Genomic DNA, 18,982 nt, shown 5'->3' with positions numbered 1-18,982 from the left:
CAGGTCGCCCGCCGTTTTTAGATGCAAAACGGCGGGCGACCTATCTTCGGCGTTGGAGCACGGGCGGCACACCGACTACGGGCGCTCCATGTTGGGGACGATGCTGCCTTCGGTCACCGCATGCACGGCCAGGCGCATGATGTTGTCGTAGCCGGTCTTGTTGAGAATCTCCGAGATGCGGCGTTTGATGGTGCCCTCGCTCATAAACAGCTCGGCCGCGATCTCGCGGCGGCTCTTGCCCTCGCAGGCAAGGCGCAAAATCGACAGCTCGACATCGTCGAGGGTCGCCGTGCCCGAAAAAATGCTCTCGGGCGGCTTGGGAAACGTGCAATAGCCCGCCAGCGTGGAGCGCATCACGGCGAACAGCTCGTCGATACCGACGTTCTTGTACACAAAGCTGTCGACGCCCGCCTCGCGGGCCTGATCGACAAAGGTGATCTCGGGCATGCCGGTCATGATAATGATGCGACACTCGGGCAGTTGCTCCTTGATGCGCGCCGCCGCCACGATGCCGTTGGAATCGTGCTCGGTGCACACGTCCATCAGTATCATGTCCGGGCGCTCCTTGAGCGCGACACCCAAGGCCTCGGAAGCATCGGCAATGGCGGAAACAACGGTCATATCGGGCTGGTCGCCAACGGAGCGCGCCAGGCTCTCGCGCAGGATGGCCTGGTCTTCGACTATAAGGACGCGGATCATGAACTTCTCCTTTGGACCGTGGCGTTGGAGGCGAGCGGGATGGACACCGTAAGCGTGAAGGGCGGGGCGGTGTGGACTTCCAGGCTGCCGCCCAGATTCTGTGCGACATGCCTCATACCTGGGATACCCGTTCCCTCGCGATACGATACGGGTGCAGGCGCGCCGTCGTTAGAAACGGCCATCCGCGCAACAGCGCCGTTTTCCGACGTCTCCTGCCGCAGGCGCACATGGACCTGATGGGCCTGTGCATGCTTGGTGGCATTGGTCGAGGCCTCGCGGATAATCTGCAGAAAGGCTGCGGCGACGCGCGCGTCGCTTGGCAGCTCGCCCTCCACATCGATCTGCACGCTTACCAGGCCAAAGGCATGGACGATATCGCCCAGTTGCTCTGCCGGTTCGGTGTCGCCCCCGCTGCGCAGATCGGCAGCGATTGAGCGCAGCAGTGGGTCGATCTGCTCGAGCGACTCGTCATCCAGGCGCCCCTCCTCCAGATAACGATGGAGGATGGACAGGCGCTGCCCGATCACGTCGTGCACGCGAGCGCGCATACGCAGATAGGCCGCATTGTCAGCAACTTTTTTGACTTCTTCGATCTGGGCTTGGAGCTCTTGGCCCGCAAGCTCAAGCAGGTGGTTGGCTTGCGCCAGGCGATCATGAGCATGCGCATACTCTGTTACATCCAGGCCGATAATGCGCTCAAAGAGGCGGCCCGAAACCATAACGTCATCGTGCACAAACAAGCGAATCTCGGCGGGAGAAACCTCGACCACCGCCCGCGCCTCACCAAAGCGGTCCAGATTAATCCGCACACGGTTCCTACTGCTTTCGGGCATTTGCATGCTGAGTTTGCGCAGGTCGTTCCATGTGCCGCTCATGTCACCTAGATCGGTGGGCATATGAAGTTCCACCAGGTTTTTGCGCATGCAGCGGTTCATGAGCAGCGGACGGCCCCTCGGGTCCAGATACAGGATGCCCACGGGAATCACGTTGATGGTCTCGATCGTCGAGAACGCGGTGATATCCTCCTGGCGGTTACGGACGTCCATCAAGAGCGCCGCGATGGAGCGGAACAGGAAGAACGCTCCCTCTGCGATAAGGACAACGGTCCACGCCGAGCCCGTGGCAAAAACCACCGGCGGTGTAACGGCGACAACAAGCAGCAGCTCGACCAGCATGACGGGGCGACGATAGCGCACCATAAGCACCACGCCATAGGCAAAGATTGCGGCATTGAGCCACAGTACTCCGCCCATTGCCCTGGCGCAAACGTCAAGCGGCGCCACCAGATATGAGCCAGACGACGCGAACAAGATGAGCGCCGAAATAACTAGGTGAAGCACGAGGCTCGCCTCGTAGGCACAAATCACCTTACGGTTATAGGACGAGCGGCGCGATGCGATGAGCGGGACGTGGATCGTCTGCAGACACGCAGCCAGGGCAAAGACAACATCGAGCGCAACGATTTGGGGAAGGATGAGCGAAATCTGCATCGTCATTCACCCGCCCGCGGCATCAAGACGATCATGCGCAGCTGGCCGGGCTCGCCCTCAAGGCGGTATGCCACGTTGCGCCCTTGCAGAGCGCTTTCGAGCTCTTGCGCGGCGGGCGTCTGCGAAAGATCTTCATCATCGTTGGAAAAAAGCGTGGCGCGCAGCTCGACACTGCATCGGTCATGGTCGCCCAAGTGATACATAAGCGCCGGATGGTCGGTGGTGTAGGCAAAAAACGCAAAGTCATACACGCAGTCGTACAGGGCGCTTACCGTACTGGCGTGCATCGGGCGCCGTATGGCGATAATCGAGGCGCAATCGACATCGATGGTGCGCAGGTCGCTTGCAAGCTCGTTGGCAATGAGCTGAATGCGGTCGCGATCAAAACCGCTCTCCCCATGCTGTGCCAACGTGAGCGACCCCTTGCGCTTGCAATAGGCGACGAGCATCTTTGCGCGCTGCAGCATGCGGTAACGCTCGTGCGAAGACGCCTCGTCGGTCAACGGCGGCAGCGAGCTCAGCAGGTCGTACATCCCTTCGAGCGCGCGGGCAATCGCCTGGTCCACGTCTTGGACCAGCAAGGTCTCGGCCTCTTGATCTGCCAAATGCGTCTTAAGGTCGTAGTCGGCGGCGAGCAGCTCGTTTTGACGCTGCAGCTCCATGCGACGATGTGCCAGCTCACGGTTAAGCTCGTTGAGCTCCGACACGTCTTGGGCAAGCAGGGCCGATCCGCCCAGCAGTGGAAAGGCACGGTACATCACATCGGGATCGGACGCCACGGCAAAGGCATGGGCGTGGCCGTGCTCCTGGGTCCGCAACTCCTCGCGCACGCCTACCGGCATTGGCTTTGACACCGGCGTGGCATAGACCTCCTGCAGGTCGCGCGTTAGAACTTTGAGGTCGAGCGGCAAGGTGTCGAAAATGCCGGCGATGTCGTGATACGACGGAATGACACCACAATCGAGACAGATTTCCATCGCCACCACGCACAGGACGCAATAGACGAGCGAGAAGTTGAGCCTCCATGCCCAGGGCACGCGCAACGCATACGAGATGGCAAAGAATGCGCCACCCAGCAGCACGAGCGCCGCCGTGCCCGAGAAACGTTGGATGCGAAAGGACGAGGACCGGCCCACCAGGATAAAAAAGGCCACAAAGTTAAAGGCCGTCCACACGAGGACGGCGAAATAACCCCAGCCGTACGTGTAGTCGTTGCTCCAGGTGTCGCTTGTGCGGTCAAAGTGGAAGACCTGCTGGTGAAAATCGTTGGTGAGCACAAATCCGATAAGCAGGATAGCCGTAATCCACAGCGCAGCGCAGTAGCGGCGACCCAGGCGGTGTTGCTCCAGGCCCGCAAGGCGCAGACCACACAACTGGTAGAGCAGCGGAATGAGCGTCATGGGCACGTAGTACAGGTACCACAGCACGGTGGCATAGAACGGCGTGAACGACTTGTACTTGAGAATGACTTCGATCATCCACAGGGCGCAGATGGAGGCGATGGCAACAAGGCGGCGGCGCAACACATAGTCCAAACAGCGCAGATAGACCGATACGCCCCAGATCGAAAATATAATTGCGGCGACAAGCAGCGGGAGAGAGCTCGAATGGACGAGCGCATCCACAACCTCTTCGGACACCTCGCTATAGGCGGGCACGGCGTTAGAAAGTTTGGGGTCGAAGGCGAACAGCGCCGGCAAGACTGCCAAAAGCATGAGGAACAGCGCGGTGATGACACCGGCGATAGCAAAGACGCGGTGGCGGTACACCTGATGTGTTATGCCAACGAGGAATCGCGGCATGGCGAAGAGCCTGCCGCCCCTGAGATCCGCCACGGGAGCGGATCGGGCGGCCGCGTGGCCGATATGTCGCTCGCGGGTACCCATAGTGCTTTTAGTGTACCGACAGACAGGCTCAAAAAGCGGGCCACATGTCCCAAAATCCGCAGACGGCAAGGCGCCCGGCAGCCTCCCCCGTCTGGCACTTCCCGATATCCGCCCGCCCCAAACCACCGCAAAGGGGACAGGCACCTTTGTGGTGGTTTGGGGCGATGCGCTAGTCCACGGTGATGTCGAGGTTTTTGCCGATGAGGCCTACGTAGCCGCCCTCGGCTGCCTTGGGGCTGTCAGCATGGCAGAGAACCCACTTGTCGGCCTTCCAGTAGCAGTAGCTGTCACCGGTGGCAGGCATGTCGGCTGCGGCCTCGGGGCGCGGGCCGTTGGTGCCCGCCGGCAGCGCCACCATCACCTGGAAGCCGCCTTCGTCGACCATGCACGGCGTGTAGTGCAGCGTGGTGTTGAAGACCTCAACAAGCGTACCGGCCGGTACACGGAACGCCTTGACGCACGCGGTGTCGAGCTTGCCGTCCTCGATCTCCCAGCGATGCGCCACGAGCAGGATAAAATCGCGTGCACCCAGGTTGAACTCGCTGGCGCGGTGATACTCCAGGCAGTTGAGCTGCGTGTTGTGGCCGTTGCACCAGCCGAGCTGGAAGGGACGGCCGCCAAACATGAGAAAGCCAAGCTTGTCGGCATCCTTGACGCCCTCGAGCTCGGGCGCAGAGGCCACATACTTGCTGCCCTCGGGGATGGGCGTGGAGGCAAGTGCCTCGAGCACGGGCGACGTAAGCTCGGACGGAACGTTATCCCAAACGTTGCCATAGGACTTGAACTCGGGATCAGAGACAGAGTAGATATGCATGTTCGCTCCTGTTCGTTTGTGTGACAGTATGAACATTCTAGAACAATCTTGTTCTGTTTTGAGCACTCGGCATAAAAAAGCGCTCCGCAAAGAGCGGGAGCGCTTCTAGTACAAACGCTATTCCTGCGAGGGACTTACGCCTGCTGATAATGCAGGTGCTTCTCATCGATATCGGCCAGGTCACGGTCGAGATAGCGGCGCGCGAGCCAGTTTGCCATGGGGAGGTTCTGGTCCAGGTAGTTGCCGCACTCCTCGGGAGCGGCACCGGGGACATCGCCCTCGAAGCCGGCGACAAACTCAAACAGCTCGCGGACGAGCGGCAAGACCTTCTCACTCGTCAGCTCGCCAAAGACAACCAGGTAAAAGCCCGTGCGGCAGCCCATGGGGCCAAAGTAGACAATGCGGCTCGACCACTCGGCATGATTGCGAAGGAACGTCGCGCCCAGGTGCTCGATGGTGTGGCACTCGGCGGTGTTCATGACCGGCTCCTTGTTGGGCGTGGTCAGGCGCAGGTCAAACGTGGTGACGGCGGCACCGGTCGCCGGATCGCGGTCGATGCGGCTCACATACACGCCGGGCTCAAGCAGCAGATGATCAACGGAAAAGCTGGCGATGCGCTCCATGGCAGATCCTCTCGATAGTCAAATTGGGACGGGGCTCTTTTAGCTGGTTCGATTGGTCGCACCAATCATACCAGTCAAAAAGCCCCGTCCCAAAAAGACAACTTAGCCCAAGACGCGGGCCATACGTGTCTTGAACTCGGACAGGAAGCGCGGAGCATCCACGGTCAGTGCCACAAGCGCGCTCTTGTCCGGATCGGACAGGCGGCGCTCATCGCAGATGGTGCGACCGCGGTACTCGCCCAGCAGATCAACACGCAGGTTGCAGCCGAGCGCACCTACGAGCGTGGGGTCGATCGCCACGGCAACGGCCAGCGGATCGTGCAGCGCGCAGCCGCCCAGGTAGGGCGCGTTCATTTCGTACGAGCCAATGTAGTGCTCGACCATGCTCGCAAACGCGCAACCGGCCATAGTGCCCGAGCCCGTCCAGCCGGCAATGTCGCGGCGTGTGAGCACCACGCGATGCGTCACGTCCAAACCCACCATGGTGAGCTTACGGCCCGAGCGCAGCACCGCGTCGGCTGCCTCGGGGTCGCTCGCCATATTGGCCTCGGCACCCGCGCTCACGTTGCCGGGCACGGTAAGGGCGCCGCCCATCACGACCACGCGGCCGATGGACATCATCGCCGCCGCATCGCGCTCCAGGGCGAGCGCCAGGTTGGAGAGCGGGCCAGTCGCTACGTAGACCAGATCGGGACCATAGGCGCGCGCGGCATCGATCAGATAATCGACCGCAGCGTTGCCGTCGGCCGAGGTCGCCCCCACCGGCTCGTAGGGCGACGCGGGCACGCTCGCGCCGCCGATGCCGTTCTTGCCGTGAATGAGCGCGGTGGACGCCGGCGGCGTATAGGGCTCAGTCGCCTGCAGAGGACGGTCGGCACCCAGGTACACCGGAACCTCGGGGCGACCCAGCAGATCGAGCACCGCCAAGCAATTGTGCGCCGATTGCTCGACGCGCACGTTGCCAAAGCACGTGGTGATGCCCACGAGCTCCACCTCGGGGCTCGCGATGGCATAGGCCAGCGCCATCGCATCGTCCACACCCATATCCAGATCAAGGATCAGCTTCTTGATTGCCATTGTTCTACTCCGCTTCTCCGTCTTTATCGTTTAACCAAACCAATGTTCAACTTCGGCGCGCGTGGGAATCGATTGCTGAGCGCCCAGGCGCGACACCGTCACTGCCGAGGCGCGAGCACCCGCAGCCATGCACTCAAAGAGCGGCAAGCCCTCTAGGCGAGCCGCCGCCAACGCGCCGATAAACGTATCGCCGGCGGCCGTGGTATCGACTACCGTACTCGAAAGTGCCGGCATGCGCAGCAGCTCACCGCCATCGCCGAGCGTAACCGAGCCGGCGCCGCCCAGCGTGATGACCGCAGCCCCGGCGCCCTTGTCGATCAGCGCATTGAGCGCGGTGACGCAACTCGCGTCATCCGTGGGCAGAATGCCCGTCAGCACCTGGCACTCGGTCTCGTTGGGGCAGACCAGGTCGACCGCAGACCAGACCTCCGCAGGCAGCTCGCAGGCAGGCGCTGGATTAAAGACCGCATAGAACCCCAGCTCGTGAGCGCAAACAAGCGCCTCGGCCGTCGCCGCAAGGTCACATTCGCCCTGGGCGATAAAGACGCTTCCGGCAGCCGGGGCAATCTCTCTGGCGTCGCCGTCGAGCTCATGGGCCACCAGACGCCTCAGCGCGCAGGCAACGTCCGCACCCGCAAGCGCATGGTTGGCACCCGGTGACAGTATGATGCGGTTGTCGCCCTCGCAGCGAATGATGGTCGCCGTTCCCGTCTCCACGTCATCGCGATGCACTACAAAGTCACAGTCCACGCCGGCGTCTTGGAGCCCCACCACGAGCGACGCGCCGAACGCGTCGCGACCGACCGCGCCGACCATGTGCGCGCACGCGCCCATACGCGCGGCAGCTACAGCCTGATTGGCGCCCTTGCCGCCGGCGTTGGTGATAAACCCGCTGCCGCCGACGGTCTCGCCCGCACGCGGTATGCGCTCGCACGCCACCGAAAGGTCCATGTTCATGCTGCCGAACACCGCAACGATGCCGCGATCTGCCATGGAAACCTCCTCATCTGCGGGCCCTATGCCCACCGCCAACCGTCGATCGTGCGCTCTCGCACCCCCTATAACTTTAGTTCACTTTGATGTGGACGCGTGCTTGAGCTTGCGCCAGCAGCAAGCATTCACAGGAGCAGGCAGCTACAATGAAGGCGTGCTGATTATTCTCGTCATTGGATGATGTTTTATGGAACAACTCTCGCAATCGGGCTCGCGCGGTCGACGCCGCACGGGCAACGAGCCGGCGCCGCACGAACGCGTGAAGGGCGAACGCCGTGCCAACGAACCGCGACGCACCGTGAGCCCCCATCGTGCTTCTGCCAACAACGCGGGCCGCGCCAACACTCCCGCCGCGGAGCAGACGCCTGCTCGCCCCAAATCCCGCTACATCCCTGCCCTTGACGGCCTGCGTACGCTCGCCGTCGTCGCGGTGGTGCTCTATCACCTTAACCTCACGTGGGCGCAGGGCGGCCTGCTTGGCGTCACGATCTTCTTTGTGCTTTCGGGCTATCTGATCACGCGCTTGCTGCTCAACGAAGTCGCTAAGACCGGACGCATCGACCTTAAGAGCTTCTGGATTCGCCGCATCCGTCGCCTGGTCCCCGCCGTGGTGACCGTCGTGGTGGTAACCTGCGCGCTGTGCACTCTCTTTAACCACGTGATGCTCACCAAGATGCGCCCCGACATCCTGCCGTCGCTGCTGTTCTTCAACAACTGGTGGCAGATTGCCCAAAACGTCTCGTACTTCAATGCTCTGGGCGACCCCTCGCCGCTCACGCACTTTTGGTCGCTTGCCATCGAGGAACAGTTCTACCTGATTTGGCCGCCACTGCTGTTTGCCATGGTATCCATGCATGTGAGCAAACCCAACACGCGCCGCGTGGTTCTGGGCCTTGCCGTGGTATCTGCCCTAGCCATGATGGTGCTTTACAACCCTGCCGCCGACCCCAGCCGCGTGTACTACGGCACCGACACCCGCGTGTTCTCGCTGCTGCTGGGTGCCTGGATGGCCTTTATCCCCGATCGCGACCTGGCGCCGGTGCGTCTCGCTCATCGTTTGGGGCTCAATCGCCTGGCTGGCGCCGCCAAGCACGGCAAGAACGCCGAGGGCAAACCTGGCGAGAAGGCCGACGAAGCAGCCGAGACCGCCCCGGCACAGCCGAGCGCCCTCGTGCGTTTTTGGTCCTCGCCCGCATCCATCGATGTGTTGGGCGTCGTGGGTCTGGTTGGCCTTGCCGCCATGGTCGCGCTCACCAACGGCTACACCGCCTTCCAGTATCGCGGAGGCACGCTGCTGTGCTCGATCCTCACGCTCATGGTCATCGCGGCCTGCGTGCAGCCCCAGGGAATGGTTGCCCGCGCGCTGTCCGCCGAGCCACTCGTGTGGGTTGGCAAGCGCTCCTACAGCATCTACCTGTGGCACTATCCGCTGCTGCTCCTCATGAACCCGGTCGCCAACATCAACGATACGCCGTGGTGGCAGTACATTTTGCAGGTGTTGTTGGTGGTCGCCGTGGCAGAGTGCTGCTATCGCTTTATCGAGACTCCGTTTAGGAAGGGCGCCTTTGGGCGCACCGTCGCCGAATTCCGCGATGGCACCACCACGCCCGCCAACTGGGCACGCACGCACATCCCTGTCTGCGCAGCCTGCGCTGTCGTGTTGGTCGTTGCACTGGGCGGCCTGATCTTTGTGCCCGAGACGTCTGCGCTGAGCGGCGAGGGCGCCGAAGTTCTGAACAAGGAAGCCAAGAACACCGCGCCCACCGACCAGCAGGCGGCCGACGACACCGACAAGGACAACGACGGCTTCCCCGATGGCTCCTACGATCTGCTTATGATCGGCGACTCCGTGTCGCTGCGTGCCGTGGACACCTTTGACGGCGTGTTCCCGCACAGCCATATCGATGCCGAAAAGGGCCGCCAGTTCGATGCGGGCCGTGCGACATTTGAGGGCTATATCCAGCAGAACCTTGCCGGCAAGATCGTGGTCTTTGCCCTGGGCACCAACGGCTTGGTAACCGACGACCAGATCGACGCCATCATGGCCGATGCAGGAGATAGGCGTATTGTGGTGTTTGTGAACACGCGCAGCCCGCAGCCGTGGGTTGGCTCTACCAACCAGGCCATCGCCAACGCCGCTACGCGCTACAAGAACGTGCGCGTTATCGATTGGTACGGATACAGTGCTAACCGCAACGACCTGTTCGATGGCGATGGCACGCACCTATCGACCACTGGCGTGACTGAGTACCTCAACTTGATCCACGATGCTGTCAAGAAGGACCTGCCCGTACACCCCGAGGATCACGTCAACGATCCGCAGCCGGCAGCCGTCAAGTCTGCCACCGACGCACTCGTCAATGCGCTTGCCTTCAAGCCGCACAAGCTGGGCACCGACAAGTAACCTGCAGCGCAAACTTCCCACATCCGGAGGGGGCGTCTGCCACGGCAGACGCCCCCTCCGGCAGTTAGGGACGTTCCTTATGTGCCGGTACCTAGGGACACTCCTGGCGCAGCCAATGAAGACCTCTACGGATGAATTCCAGGCCGCTCCGTCGCTCCAGACATCGTTTCCGCGCCTCGTGCCTGCCCCAAACAATCAAAACAAGCCCTTTTCGCCGCACCCTCAAAGGTCTGTGGGCAAAAAAGGGCAAATATGAGTACTGTTACCATTTTAGTAGCAGGCAAAACCACCCAAAATGACGTCCGAGCGAACCCTACAACCCCCTAAGACAGCCAACCTGACTGGTTTAAGGCGTATTGGAGCCAATTTTAATGAACATACTATAGGTTATGTTTATTATCTTCTTGAATGTAAATGCTATTCACTTAGCAACAGTACTCATATTTGGCATTTATTGCCCACTGCCATATAACTAACACCCTATAGCAGACAAAAACAGGCCGTAGCCCATCGCTGCGGCCTGTTTGGAGTCCAAAAGAGGCGCTAAGCGCTGTAACCCATCGCCTGCAGGACAAACATGACGGCCGTGAGCACCGTAATCACGGCGATAGTCGCCCAAGTGAGCACGTTCCACACGCGGCCATTGCGGTTGGCGCCCATAATGTGACGGTCGGCGGCGATAACCACCTGGAACACCAGAACCACAGGCAGCAGCACGCCATTGATGACCTGCGAGGTCATCATAATCTGGAACAGATCGACGCCGGGCATAAGCACCAGCACGGCAGAGATGCCAATGATGGCCGTAATGATGCCGCGATAGACCGGGGCCTCGTCCCAGCTGCGGTCGGCACCGCGCTCCCAGCCAAATGCCTCGCAGATAGCGCTCGACGTGACGCCCGGCAGCACGCAGGCGGCCAAGAAGCTCGCCGCGACCAGGCCCGAGGCAAACAGCACCGTGGACCACTGACCCGCAATAGGCTCCAGCGCGCGGGCGGCATCGGCGGCATCGCTAATCTGAATACCCGCCGGGAACAACACCGTACCGGTCGTGATGATAATAAAGCCGGCAATGACATCGGCGGCAAGCGAGCCGCTCACGGTATCGATGCGCTGCAGCACGATATCGTCCTCGCCCGCGTTCTTATCGACCACGTTGTTCTGCGCCAAGAAAATCATCCACGGCGCGATGGTGGTACCGATCGTTGCGACCACGAGCGACACGTAGCTGGGGTCATTTTGAATGTTAGGCACGACCAGGTCGACCGCGACCTCACCCCAGTTGGGGCCAGCCATAAACGCGGCGACAATATAGGTCACGAACACGCAGCTCACCAGCAGCAGAATCTTCTCGATGCGCTGGAAGCTGCCCGACATGGTAAGCATCCACACCAGCAGCGCCACCAACGGCACCGAAATGCTCGCCGGCACGCCAAAGAGGGCAAGGCCGCTGGCGATGCCCGCAAACTCCGAAATGGTCACAGCCGTGTTGGCGATCAACAGCGCCGCCATAGCAAGTACACTCTTGCGCACGCCAAAGCGCTCGCGAATGAGCGATGCCAGGCCCTTGCCCGTGACGCAGCCGCAGCGCGCCGCGGTCTCCTGCGTCACGATGAGCAGCACAGTCATGACGGGAAGCATCCAGAGCATCTTGTAGCCATAGCTGGCACCCGCGCTGGAATACGTTGCAATGCCGCCGGCGTCATTGCCCGAAAGCGCCGCCAGCAGACCGGGACCCATAGCGCCAAAGATGGCCGCGATGGTCAACTTTTGCTTGGTGCCCGACTTTTGCTTGGTATTTTGCACGCGACCACCTAACCCATGACCGACATGGTGAGCAGCACCGCAGCGGCGCAGTACGCTACGCACGAGATCATGACGGCAATAACGTTCATGGCGGTGCCCGACGTGTTAAGGTCATGCTCGTCACGCCAGAACAGCACCATCAGGTAAATCACGGCGCTCATGTTGCCAACCAGGCAAATGATGGCAGCGATATTAAAGCAGCCGGTAAAGAGCTGCTCCTCAAACATGGGCGCATCGGGGAACGCGGCGGTGCGCACCAGCTGCGCGCACAGGTAGGTCACGAGCGAAAGGATCAGGCCCATACCCGTGCTCTGGAAGAAGAATCCCAGGTACGGTTTGGGCTCGTCGTCGTGGCCGTCGTACTCGAGGAAGTAGTTCTTGACGAACGACACCATGCGCGAGGCCGCCAGCAGCACGAGCGGCATGGCGCACATGGGGAACACCACCAGATGCGCGGAGCCGAGCGCCGTTCCCAGCACGGTCGCCATGATGCACGACGCGATGCCCCATACAACAACCCAGTACTGGCGATGCACGAACCAGCTGAGCACGTTCGTCGAGTCGTCCGACGCGCTATCGCCCGAGCCGACACCGGCGATCTGCAGGTCCTCCTGATGCTCCTCGGCGATAACGTCCATGGCGTCGTCGAAGGTCACGATACCCAGGATATGACGGTTCTCGTCGCAGACAGGGATGGCAACCAGGTCGTACTTGGTCATCTCGTCCGTCACGTCTTCCTGGTCCTCGTCGGGCGACACATAGACCAGGTCGCGATAGGCCAGCTGACCCAGCGTGGCGTCGCGGTCGGCTACGATCAGCGTGCGCAGCGAAAGCACGCCGGTCAGCATGCCGCTCGGATCCTCGGTATAGACGTAGTAGACGCTCTCGAAGTCCTCGTCGAGCTCGCGAATCGCCTCGATGGCATCGCCGACCGTTGCCGTGGCGGGCAGGGAGACAAACTCCGAGGTCATGATGCGGCCGGCGGTGTTGTCCTCATACCCCAGCAGGTTGCGAATCGCCTTCTCCTCCTTGACGCCCATCAGGCGCAGGAGCTTCTCGGCCTTCTCGTAATCGAGCTCGTCGATCAGGTCAGCTGCATCGTCCGGGTCCATCATGGCCAGCATCGACGATGCGTCCGTGTCGGACAGGCCCTCGAGCATCTCGGTCATAAGCTCGTCGTCATCGAACTCCGAGATGGCCTCGGCGGCCTGGGCAGTATCGAGCTGCGCAAACACCTGCGCACGTAGGCGCGGGTCGAGCTGCTCGATAATGTCGGCGATGTCGGCAGGGTGCAGCTCACCGAGCGTCTTGTGCGACACCGAGAGTTGAATGTTCTTGGTCGAGCGGTCGAGCAGGTCCATGTAGGACCAAGCGATGATGTCCTCACTGAGCGGCTTGCCCAGGTGCTTCATAAAGCCTTCGACGATATGCTCGAGCGCGGGGCTGATGGCGCGTAGCAGACCGCGAGCACCGACCTCGGCGCCCAGCAGGCGCAGCTGGTTTTCGCCCGACATGGAAAACTTGATGTCGTTGACGCGCACGACCTTCATGCCCTGCGTGTCGACAATCTGCTTGTTGAGCACGTCACGGGCAAGCAAGAGTTCGGTCGGTTGCAGGTACGAAAAGCGAATTTCGGTAGCCGACGTCTTAAGGTGTACGCCCGTCTCGTCGATACGGTCGACCCATTTGCGCCAGCTGATCATAAACGGCGTCTTGCCGGGTCCGCGGAACGCGAGCGACGTCACGTGCGGAAAAACTTCGCCGGTAGCAATACCAAAATCGTTGACCACGCCGAGCTTTTCGCCGTCGACGTCCAAGACCGGCAATTTGAGCATCTCACTCAGATAATTCAATGGTGCTCCCCATCATTATTCCTCCGGACGCGGCCGCGCGTGCGGCGTCCGGGGGCTTCTGGATATGTATACGCATGCGCGGGCGGCACGCCGCTCGACGCTTACACCCCGTGCATGCGCAAAAAGCACCTGCATGGGGTCATCGACTGTATGGTCGAGGTTTGGATTTCACCTGTAACCTTTCTCTTGACCCTCATTAACCGCAGTAACTATAGCATCAGCATCGCCCTGCGGCATCGAATTTATGCGCTGCACATTGCAGGCATACCAAACACTGACGCATCCGTGACATAGCCATTGGGGACGTTCTTAAACGACTACCCAATGACTACTCTGTGGTGTCGTTGTCCTCGGCAAGTTGGGGGAACACGGCGTCCTTGGGCATGGTGACCTTCGTCAGCAAGGTGAGCTTTTTGCTCAGCGACGTGTCCGTCTTGACCAGGTCACTGAGCGTCACGATCTTGTAGCCGTCGGCAATGAGGCCGTCGATAATTTGCGGCAGCGCCTCGAGCGTCTGCTCGGCGCATTCGTCTCTATCGGTGAGCAGCACGATATTGCCCGGCGTCACCGAATCGAGCACCGTCGAGACCTGCTCGTCGGCACCGTTGAGCAGCCAGTCGCCCGAGTCAATATTCCACGAGACCACGGCGGAGACCAGGTCCATCGCATCAATCCAGTTTTGCTCGTCAAAGGCAGCGTAGGGAGCACGCAGCAGCATCGTCTTCACGCCGGTCGCCGACTTAATCGCATCGGTGCCTTTCGTGATCTGTTCGCGTACCGCCTCACGGTCCTGACCCTTGAGCGAATCGTCGCTGTAGCTGTTGGATCCGATCTCGCACCCGGCATCGACAATCGCCTTGGCCGTGGCAGGCGAGGCCTCGGCCGCATCGCCCGAAAGGAAGAACGTCGCGGTGACGCCCTTTTCCTTGAGCACCTGCAAGATCTGTTTGGTGGCGCCGCTCGGACCCTCGTCAAACGTCAGCGCCACGTACTTTTTGTTGCCCTTGGGCGCCACGCTGGCGCACGCAACAACGCAATCGGTGGCGGGCACAACCTCGCCGCGGTCTTGCGTCTTGCCCGACTGCTCACCAACCCACACCTCGGAGCGGCCCTGGACACCCCACGTCTGCACATACTCGATAGCGCCCGTACCCTCGACCTTGAGCTTGGGCTCGATAACCGTAGCCTGAACCTCGTGCTTCTCGTAGGTGTTACGGCCATCCTTGACCGTCACCTTCTCGCCGCCCTCAAGTTCGCGGCTATCCCATTTGCCTTGCTTCACGCGCTTGCCGTCGACCTTCACCGACAGCTTTTCGCCCCCATGGCGCTTGAGCACGCTGTCATCGACGGCCAGCAGGTCGCCTGCATCGTAGGTGTCAGTCAAATCCTGTTCGTCGATGAGATTCTGCAGCGTAGAGCCCACGCGCACCGCGGTCTTCTGGCCGTTGAGCTCCACGTCCACACTGCGGTTGACGTAGCCCACGACGGCAGCGATAAACAGCACGAGCGCGCAACCCACGGCGATGAGCGCGTAGGGCAGGCGAGACGAACGACGGGGCGTACGGCTGTTGCCGATGCGCGCACTGCGGTCGCTAAAGCCGCGGCTATGGTTGAGATACATCGCGCCGGGCTTACGGTGACGCTTGCGCTGACCGCTGGGCAGCTGCCCCAGGTCGCGGCGCGCCGTCGGACGCGCACCCGAACGCCCGTTTAAGTTGGATCCGTTTTGGCGCATGTGCCCTCCCCCATAAACACAGCAAGCCGGAGCAACAGGTCTCCGGCTTGCCTCCCATCATTTGGTACGTCGCTATTTTGTAGCTTTTGACGAGCCTCCGCTCGCCTTTTGGTATTCGTCCTTAAAGGCCTTGAACATGCCGCGCGTCTTGCCGAGCTGCTTGCCCAGTGCGCGACTGCCCTTGTCCACGGCAACCGATCCCTTGTCGTCGAGCACCTTGGCGCCCTTTTTGACCTTGTCGCCCACCACGACGCTGGCCTCGGCGGCCTTGGCAGCCGCACCGCCCGAATACCCGAGCGACTTGACCTCGTCCGAGACGACCATCGCACCGTTCTCGTAGCCGCGCAGCATCGTCGGCGGCACCTGCGTGTCACCAACCAAAACACTCGAAGCAGCACCGGCGGTCACATAGAATGCCTGCACGATGCCCGAGCGCGGCTTGAACTCAACGTCCGAGCAATAGCCCACGACGTCGCCCGATTCCGTGCGCACGTCCATACCGACCCAGATGATGCAATCGTCCAGGTTGATGTCGAGGCGCTTGGCCGCAGCGGTATCGTAGGTGCCCTTGACGTCGTCAACCGCGATGGCGCCCTCGTAGACACCAATGGCGTCGAGCGCTACGAATCGGTCGGGACGCTCGATCATACCCGCGATATCGGACTGGCGGACCATAAAGCCGACCACGCGCGTACCGCCCGGGGTAAAGACCGGAAAGTGAATCTTTCCGAGCTTTTTAGGGCTGCGCGGTGTGCCGTCCTTTTTGGTACGCTTGTCCTCAGTAGGCTTGCGATAGATCTTGGCGCCGACAAAATCCCCGGCGCGCATTATGCCTCGGTCGAGGGCTCCGCAGCCTCGGTATCAGCCTCGACGGCGTTCTCGACCACGACGTCGGCGGCAGGCGTCACGTTGCCGCCCGAAATGGCGTCGTTGAGCTGCTCGCGTAGCTGGTCCATGCGCTCGCGGGCCAGGTCGACCTTGGCGCGCAGGTCGTCGGTCTTGGCGTCGACCATCGGGCCAAAGTCATTCACCGCAGCACGGGCCTCCTCGGCGCTGTGCTCGTAGGTGTCGCGCAAATTGTCCCAGGCGTCGTTGGCGATATCGGCAGCCATGGCGCGGGTCTCGGCGCCCGAGCGCGGGGCCAGAGCAACGCCGACAATAGCGCCGGCAGCGGCACCAAAAAGTGCGCCGGAGACAAAGCTGAAAGTCTTACCCATGATCATTCCTCTCCTGCGGGCACGTCGGTGCCCACCGTTTGAATGCTGTCCATTATACCCGCAGCGCATCACTTGCCGCTCCGCTCATCTGCGTACGGCAAAGGCGCAGGTACGTGATGGTGATAAACGCGTAGGCCTACTCCTGGGGCATAGCCGGCATGGCCACCGTGGCACCCGGGTCCTCGCCGGCGCCGTCCACGAGCGGCAGGCCGCCCTCATGCGCAGGTCCTGCCGGAACCGTCGCAGCACCGCCAAAGACGGCAGCGGAGGCCTCGTGGTTCTCGGCAACCGCGCCCTCGGTATCAATCGCCACCTGGGGCTCGTCGTCAAAGTTGGGGACGCCCTGGGGCTCGGCGGGAACGGGCTCGGCGGTCGCATCGGCAACGAGCTCGGCGTCGACCGGCACATCGCCCTCGTCAGCGCCCTCGTCCTCGGCAGCATCTTCGCCGTTCGCAGCAGCGACGGCCTCGTGAGGATCCTTGCCCTCGGCCTCGGCGCGCATGCCCAGCACCAGGTTGCGCAGGCCCGCGACCGTACCGTCCACGTCGGGGGCAGGCTGGTCGGCGTGCAGGTACGCCCAGTCCATCATAAAGGTGGCCGACGACAGCGCACCGATGGCCAACGCGTCGTCGGGGCACGAAAGCTCGACCTCAAAGACACGCTCGTCATGCTCGCTTACGCGCGTGCGGCCGCACGAGATGCTACCGGCAAGACCGGTCTCGTTCATGAGCTCGACCGTCACGTGCTCCAGCAGGTGGCAGAGCTCGGTCTGACCCATGCAGTCCTGGAACTCGCGGCCGGAATCGCCCAGGCACAGGTGCTTGGCAATCGCGGGCACCAGGTAGTACACGCGCGCCGTGGCCTCGATGTCCTCCGAGGTCATGAGCGGCATGCCGGGGTTCACCAGCACATGCGCGCAGATCTTGTCCTCACTGACGGTGACCTTAAGGATGTTGAACAGGCCTGCCATAACTCTCCCCTACTCTTCCTTGTCCTACTCGTCGCCGTCGTGCGGATTCGCGGAACCCGCACCCGACGTCGTCGGCTCGTCTACCGAAGACTCGGAATCCTTCTTATCGGTTTCGGCCGGAGCGATCACGCGAATGAGCGAGATGCGCTGGCCACGCATCGACTGCACTTTAAACTTGTACCCCGCGACCTCAAACACCTCTCCGATGTCGGGCACTGAGTCGCAAAGCTCCAAGATCCAGCCGGCGATGGTCTCATAATCATCGCTTTCCTCGAGCGGCCAACCAAGCTCAATCGCGTCATCGCACGAAAAACGCCCATCGACGAGCCACTCGCGGCGCGAAAGGCGCGTGAGGTACTTGTTGTCGGGGTCGAACTCGTCCTCGATCTCGCCCACGATCTCCTCGACGATGTCCTCGATGGTGATGATGCCGGCCGTGCCGCCGTACTCATCCACGACGACCACGATCTGGTCGTGCGAGGTCTGCATCTCGGACAGCAGCGGCAGGATGTCCTTGGTGTCGGGCACAAAGGTGGCGTCGCGCAAAAAGCCGGCGATGGGCTGGTCGCCCTTACCGTCGAGCGCGGGCTGGATCAGGTCCTTGATGTGCGCGATGCCCGCGACGTTGTCGGGGTCCTCGTGATAGACGGGGATGCGGCTGAAGCCGGTCTGGCGCATGGTGGACAACACGTCGGCGACCGTCTCGTCGTCCTCGCACATGGTGGTGTCCACGCGCGGCACCATGACCTCGCGGGCAACGGTGTCGCCCAGGTCGAAGATCTCGTGGATCATACGCTTTTCCTCGTCGAGCAGGTCGTCCTGCTCCGAGACCATGTACTTGATCTCTTCTTCCGAGACGTTCTGACGATCGTCGGCACTCTTGATGCGCAGAATGCGGGCCAGGCCATCGGAGCAGGCACCGGTCAGCCACACGAGCGGACGGGCGATCTTTTGGAAAAACGACAACGGTCCCACGACCTGCTTGGACACGCCCTCGGCATTGGCCAGGCCGATGCGCTTGGGGACGAGCTCGCCGATCACGATGGACACGAAGGCGACCGCGACGGTGATGATGACCGGCGCCAGGCCGCGCGCGATGGCGGAGAGCGGCGCGATGCCAAAGCTCATGAGCCACGTGGCGAGCGGGTCGGACAGACTCGTCGAGGCGACGGCGGACGAGGCGAAGCCCACGAGCGTAATGGCAACCTGGATGGTGGCGAGCAGCTGGTCGGAGTCGGCAGCCAGCTTAATAGCACGCTCGGCGCGCTTGTCGCCTTCCTCGGCCTCGTGCTCCAACACGGCGCGCTTGGCCGTGGTGAGCGCCATCTCGGACATAGAGAAGTAGCCGTTGATGAGGGTCAAAACGAGGGTGGTGATAAGGGAGATGGTTATGTCCATCGGGAGTTTCTCGAACC

The 18,982-nt window shown here is 61.7% G+C and carries 15 protein-coding genes; 1 reads left to right on the top strand and 14 read right to left on the bottom strand.

All coding sequences use genetic code 11. From position 1 onward, the window contains the following. Positions 1-75: 75 nt before the first annotated feature. The 7 genes from I2D57_RS06345 to I2D57_RS06315 form a co-directional block, all read right to left on the bottom strand. Positions 76-699 (bottom strand): response regulator transcription factor, encoded by a 624-nt coding sequence (locus I2D57_RS06345; protein ID WP_195361880.1) that lies wholly within the window; start codon positions 697-699, stop codon positions 76-78. Beyond that, positions 696-2,195, bottom strand: a complete 1,500-nt coding sequence (locus I2D57_RS06340; RefSeq protein WP_195361879.1) for a sensor histidine kinase — start codon at positions 2,193-2,195, stop codon at positions 696-698. The genes I2D57_RS06345 and I2D57_RS06340 overlap by 4 nt, the downstream gene beginning before the upstream one ends. After that, entirely contained in the window at positions 2,192-4,075 is a 1,884-nt protein-coding gene (locus I2D57_RS06335; protein WP_229055662.1) for a histidine kinase N-terminal 7TM domain-containing protein, read from the bottom strand. The genes I2D57_RS06340 and I2D57_RS06335 overlap by 4 nt, the downstream gene beginning before the upstream one ends. A 169-nt stretch (positions 4,076-4,244) precedes the next feature. Continuing rightward, complete coding sequence (locus I2D57_RS06330; RefSeq protein WP_195361877.1) at positions 4,245-4,889, bottom strand: DUF4867 family protein; 645 nt, start codon at positions 4,887-4,889, stop codon at positions 4,245-4,247. A 134-nt stretch (positions 4,890-5,023) separates the two neighbouring features. Then, the gene (locus I2D57_RS06325; protein WP_117848352.1) at positions 5,024-5,512 is read right to left on the bottom strand and encodes an S-ribosylhomocysteine lyase; all 489 of its coding nucleotides are present in this window, start codon (positions 5,510-5,512) and stop codon (positions 5,024-5,026) included. A 102-nt stretch (positions 5,513-5,614) separates the two neighbouring features. After that, a complete protein-coding gene (locus tag I2D57_RS06320) occupies positions 5,615-6,589 on the bottom strand; it encodes a nucleoside hydrolase (RefSeq protein ID WP_195361876.1) in 975 nt (324 codons plus the stop codon). Between the two features lie 30 nt (positions 6,590-6,619). Continuing rightward, positions 6,620-7,582, bottom strand: a complete 963-nt coding sequence (locus I2D57_RS06315; RefSeq protein ID WP_195361875.1) for a ribokinase — start codon at positions 7,580-7,582, stop codon at positions 6,620-6,622. Between the two features lie 187 nt (positions 7,583-7,769). Between I2D57_RS06315 and I2D57_RS06310 the strand changes: the two genes are divergently transcribed. Continuing rightward, complete coding sequence (locus I2D57_RS06310) at positions 7,770-9,986, top strand: acyltransferase family protein (RefSeq protein WP_195361874.1); 2,217 nt, start codon at positions 7,770-7,772, stop codon at positions 9,984-9,986. 543 nt (positions 9,987-10,529) lie between these two features. Here the strand turns inward: I2D57_RS06310 and I2D57_RS06305 are convergent. From I2D57_RS06305 to I2D57_RS06275, 7 genes are all read right to left on the bottom strand, one after another. Further along, entirely contained in the window at positions 10,530-11,726 is a 1,197-nt protein-coding gene (locus I2D57_RS06305) for an Nramp family divalent metal transporter (protein WP_195361882.1), read from the bottom strand. A 74-nt stretch (positions 11,727-11,800) separates the two neighbouring features. Further along, entirely contained in the window at positions 11,801-13,627 is a 1,827-nt protein-coding gene (locus tag I2D57_RS06300; RefSeq protein ID WP_430733576.1) for a magnesium transporter, read from the bottom strand. A gap of 346 nt (positions 13,628-13,973) precedes the next feature. Further along, entirely contained in the window at positions 13,974-15,380 is a 1,407-nt protein-coding gene (locus I2D57_RS06295) for a polysaccharide deacetylase family protein (RefSeq protein ID WP_229055661.1), read from the bottom strand. A 72-nt stretch (positions 15,381-15,452) separates the two neighbouring features. Continuing rightward, positions 15,453-16,208 (bottom strand): PRC-barrel domain containing protein, encoded by a 756-nt coding sequence (locus I2D57_RS06290; protein WP_195361872.1) that lies wholly within the window; start codon positions 16,206-16,208, stop codon positions 15,453-15,455. Then, positions 16,208-16,597: a YtxH domain-containing protein gene (locus tag I2D57_RS06285; protein WP_195361871.1), complete on the bottom strand. Its 390-nt coding sequence runs from the start codon at positions 16,595-16,597 to the stop codon at positions 16,208-16,210. Before I2D57_RS06285 ends, I2D57_RS06290 begins: the two co-directional genes overlap by 1 nt. 136 nt (positions 16,598-16,733) lie before the next feature. Then, positions 16,734-17,567, bottom strand: a complete 834-nt coding sequence (locus I2D57_RS09905; protein WP_229055660.1) for a cyanophycin synthetase family protein — start codon at positions 17,565-17,567, stop codon at positions 16,734-16,736. Between the two features lie 24 nt (positions 17,568-17,591). Further along, the gene (locus I2D57_RS06275; protein WP_055285343.1) at positions 17,592-18,965 is read right to left on the bottom strand and encodes a hemolysin family protein; all 1,374 of its coding nucleotides are present in this window, start codon (positions 18,963-18,965) and stop codon (positions 17,592-17,594) included. Between the last annotated feature and the right edge of the window lie 17 nt (positions 18,966-18,982).

Source organism: Collinsella aerofaciens (assembly GCF_015553355.1).
GTDB lineage: Bacteria > Actinomycetota > Coriobacteriia > Coriobacteriales > Coriobacteriaceae > Collinsella > Collinsella aerofaciens_V.
Note: the sequence above shows the minus strand (reverse complement) of the source record. Positions and strands in the feature narration are given on the sequence as shown.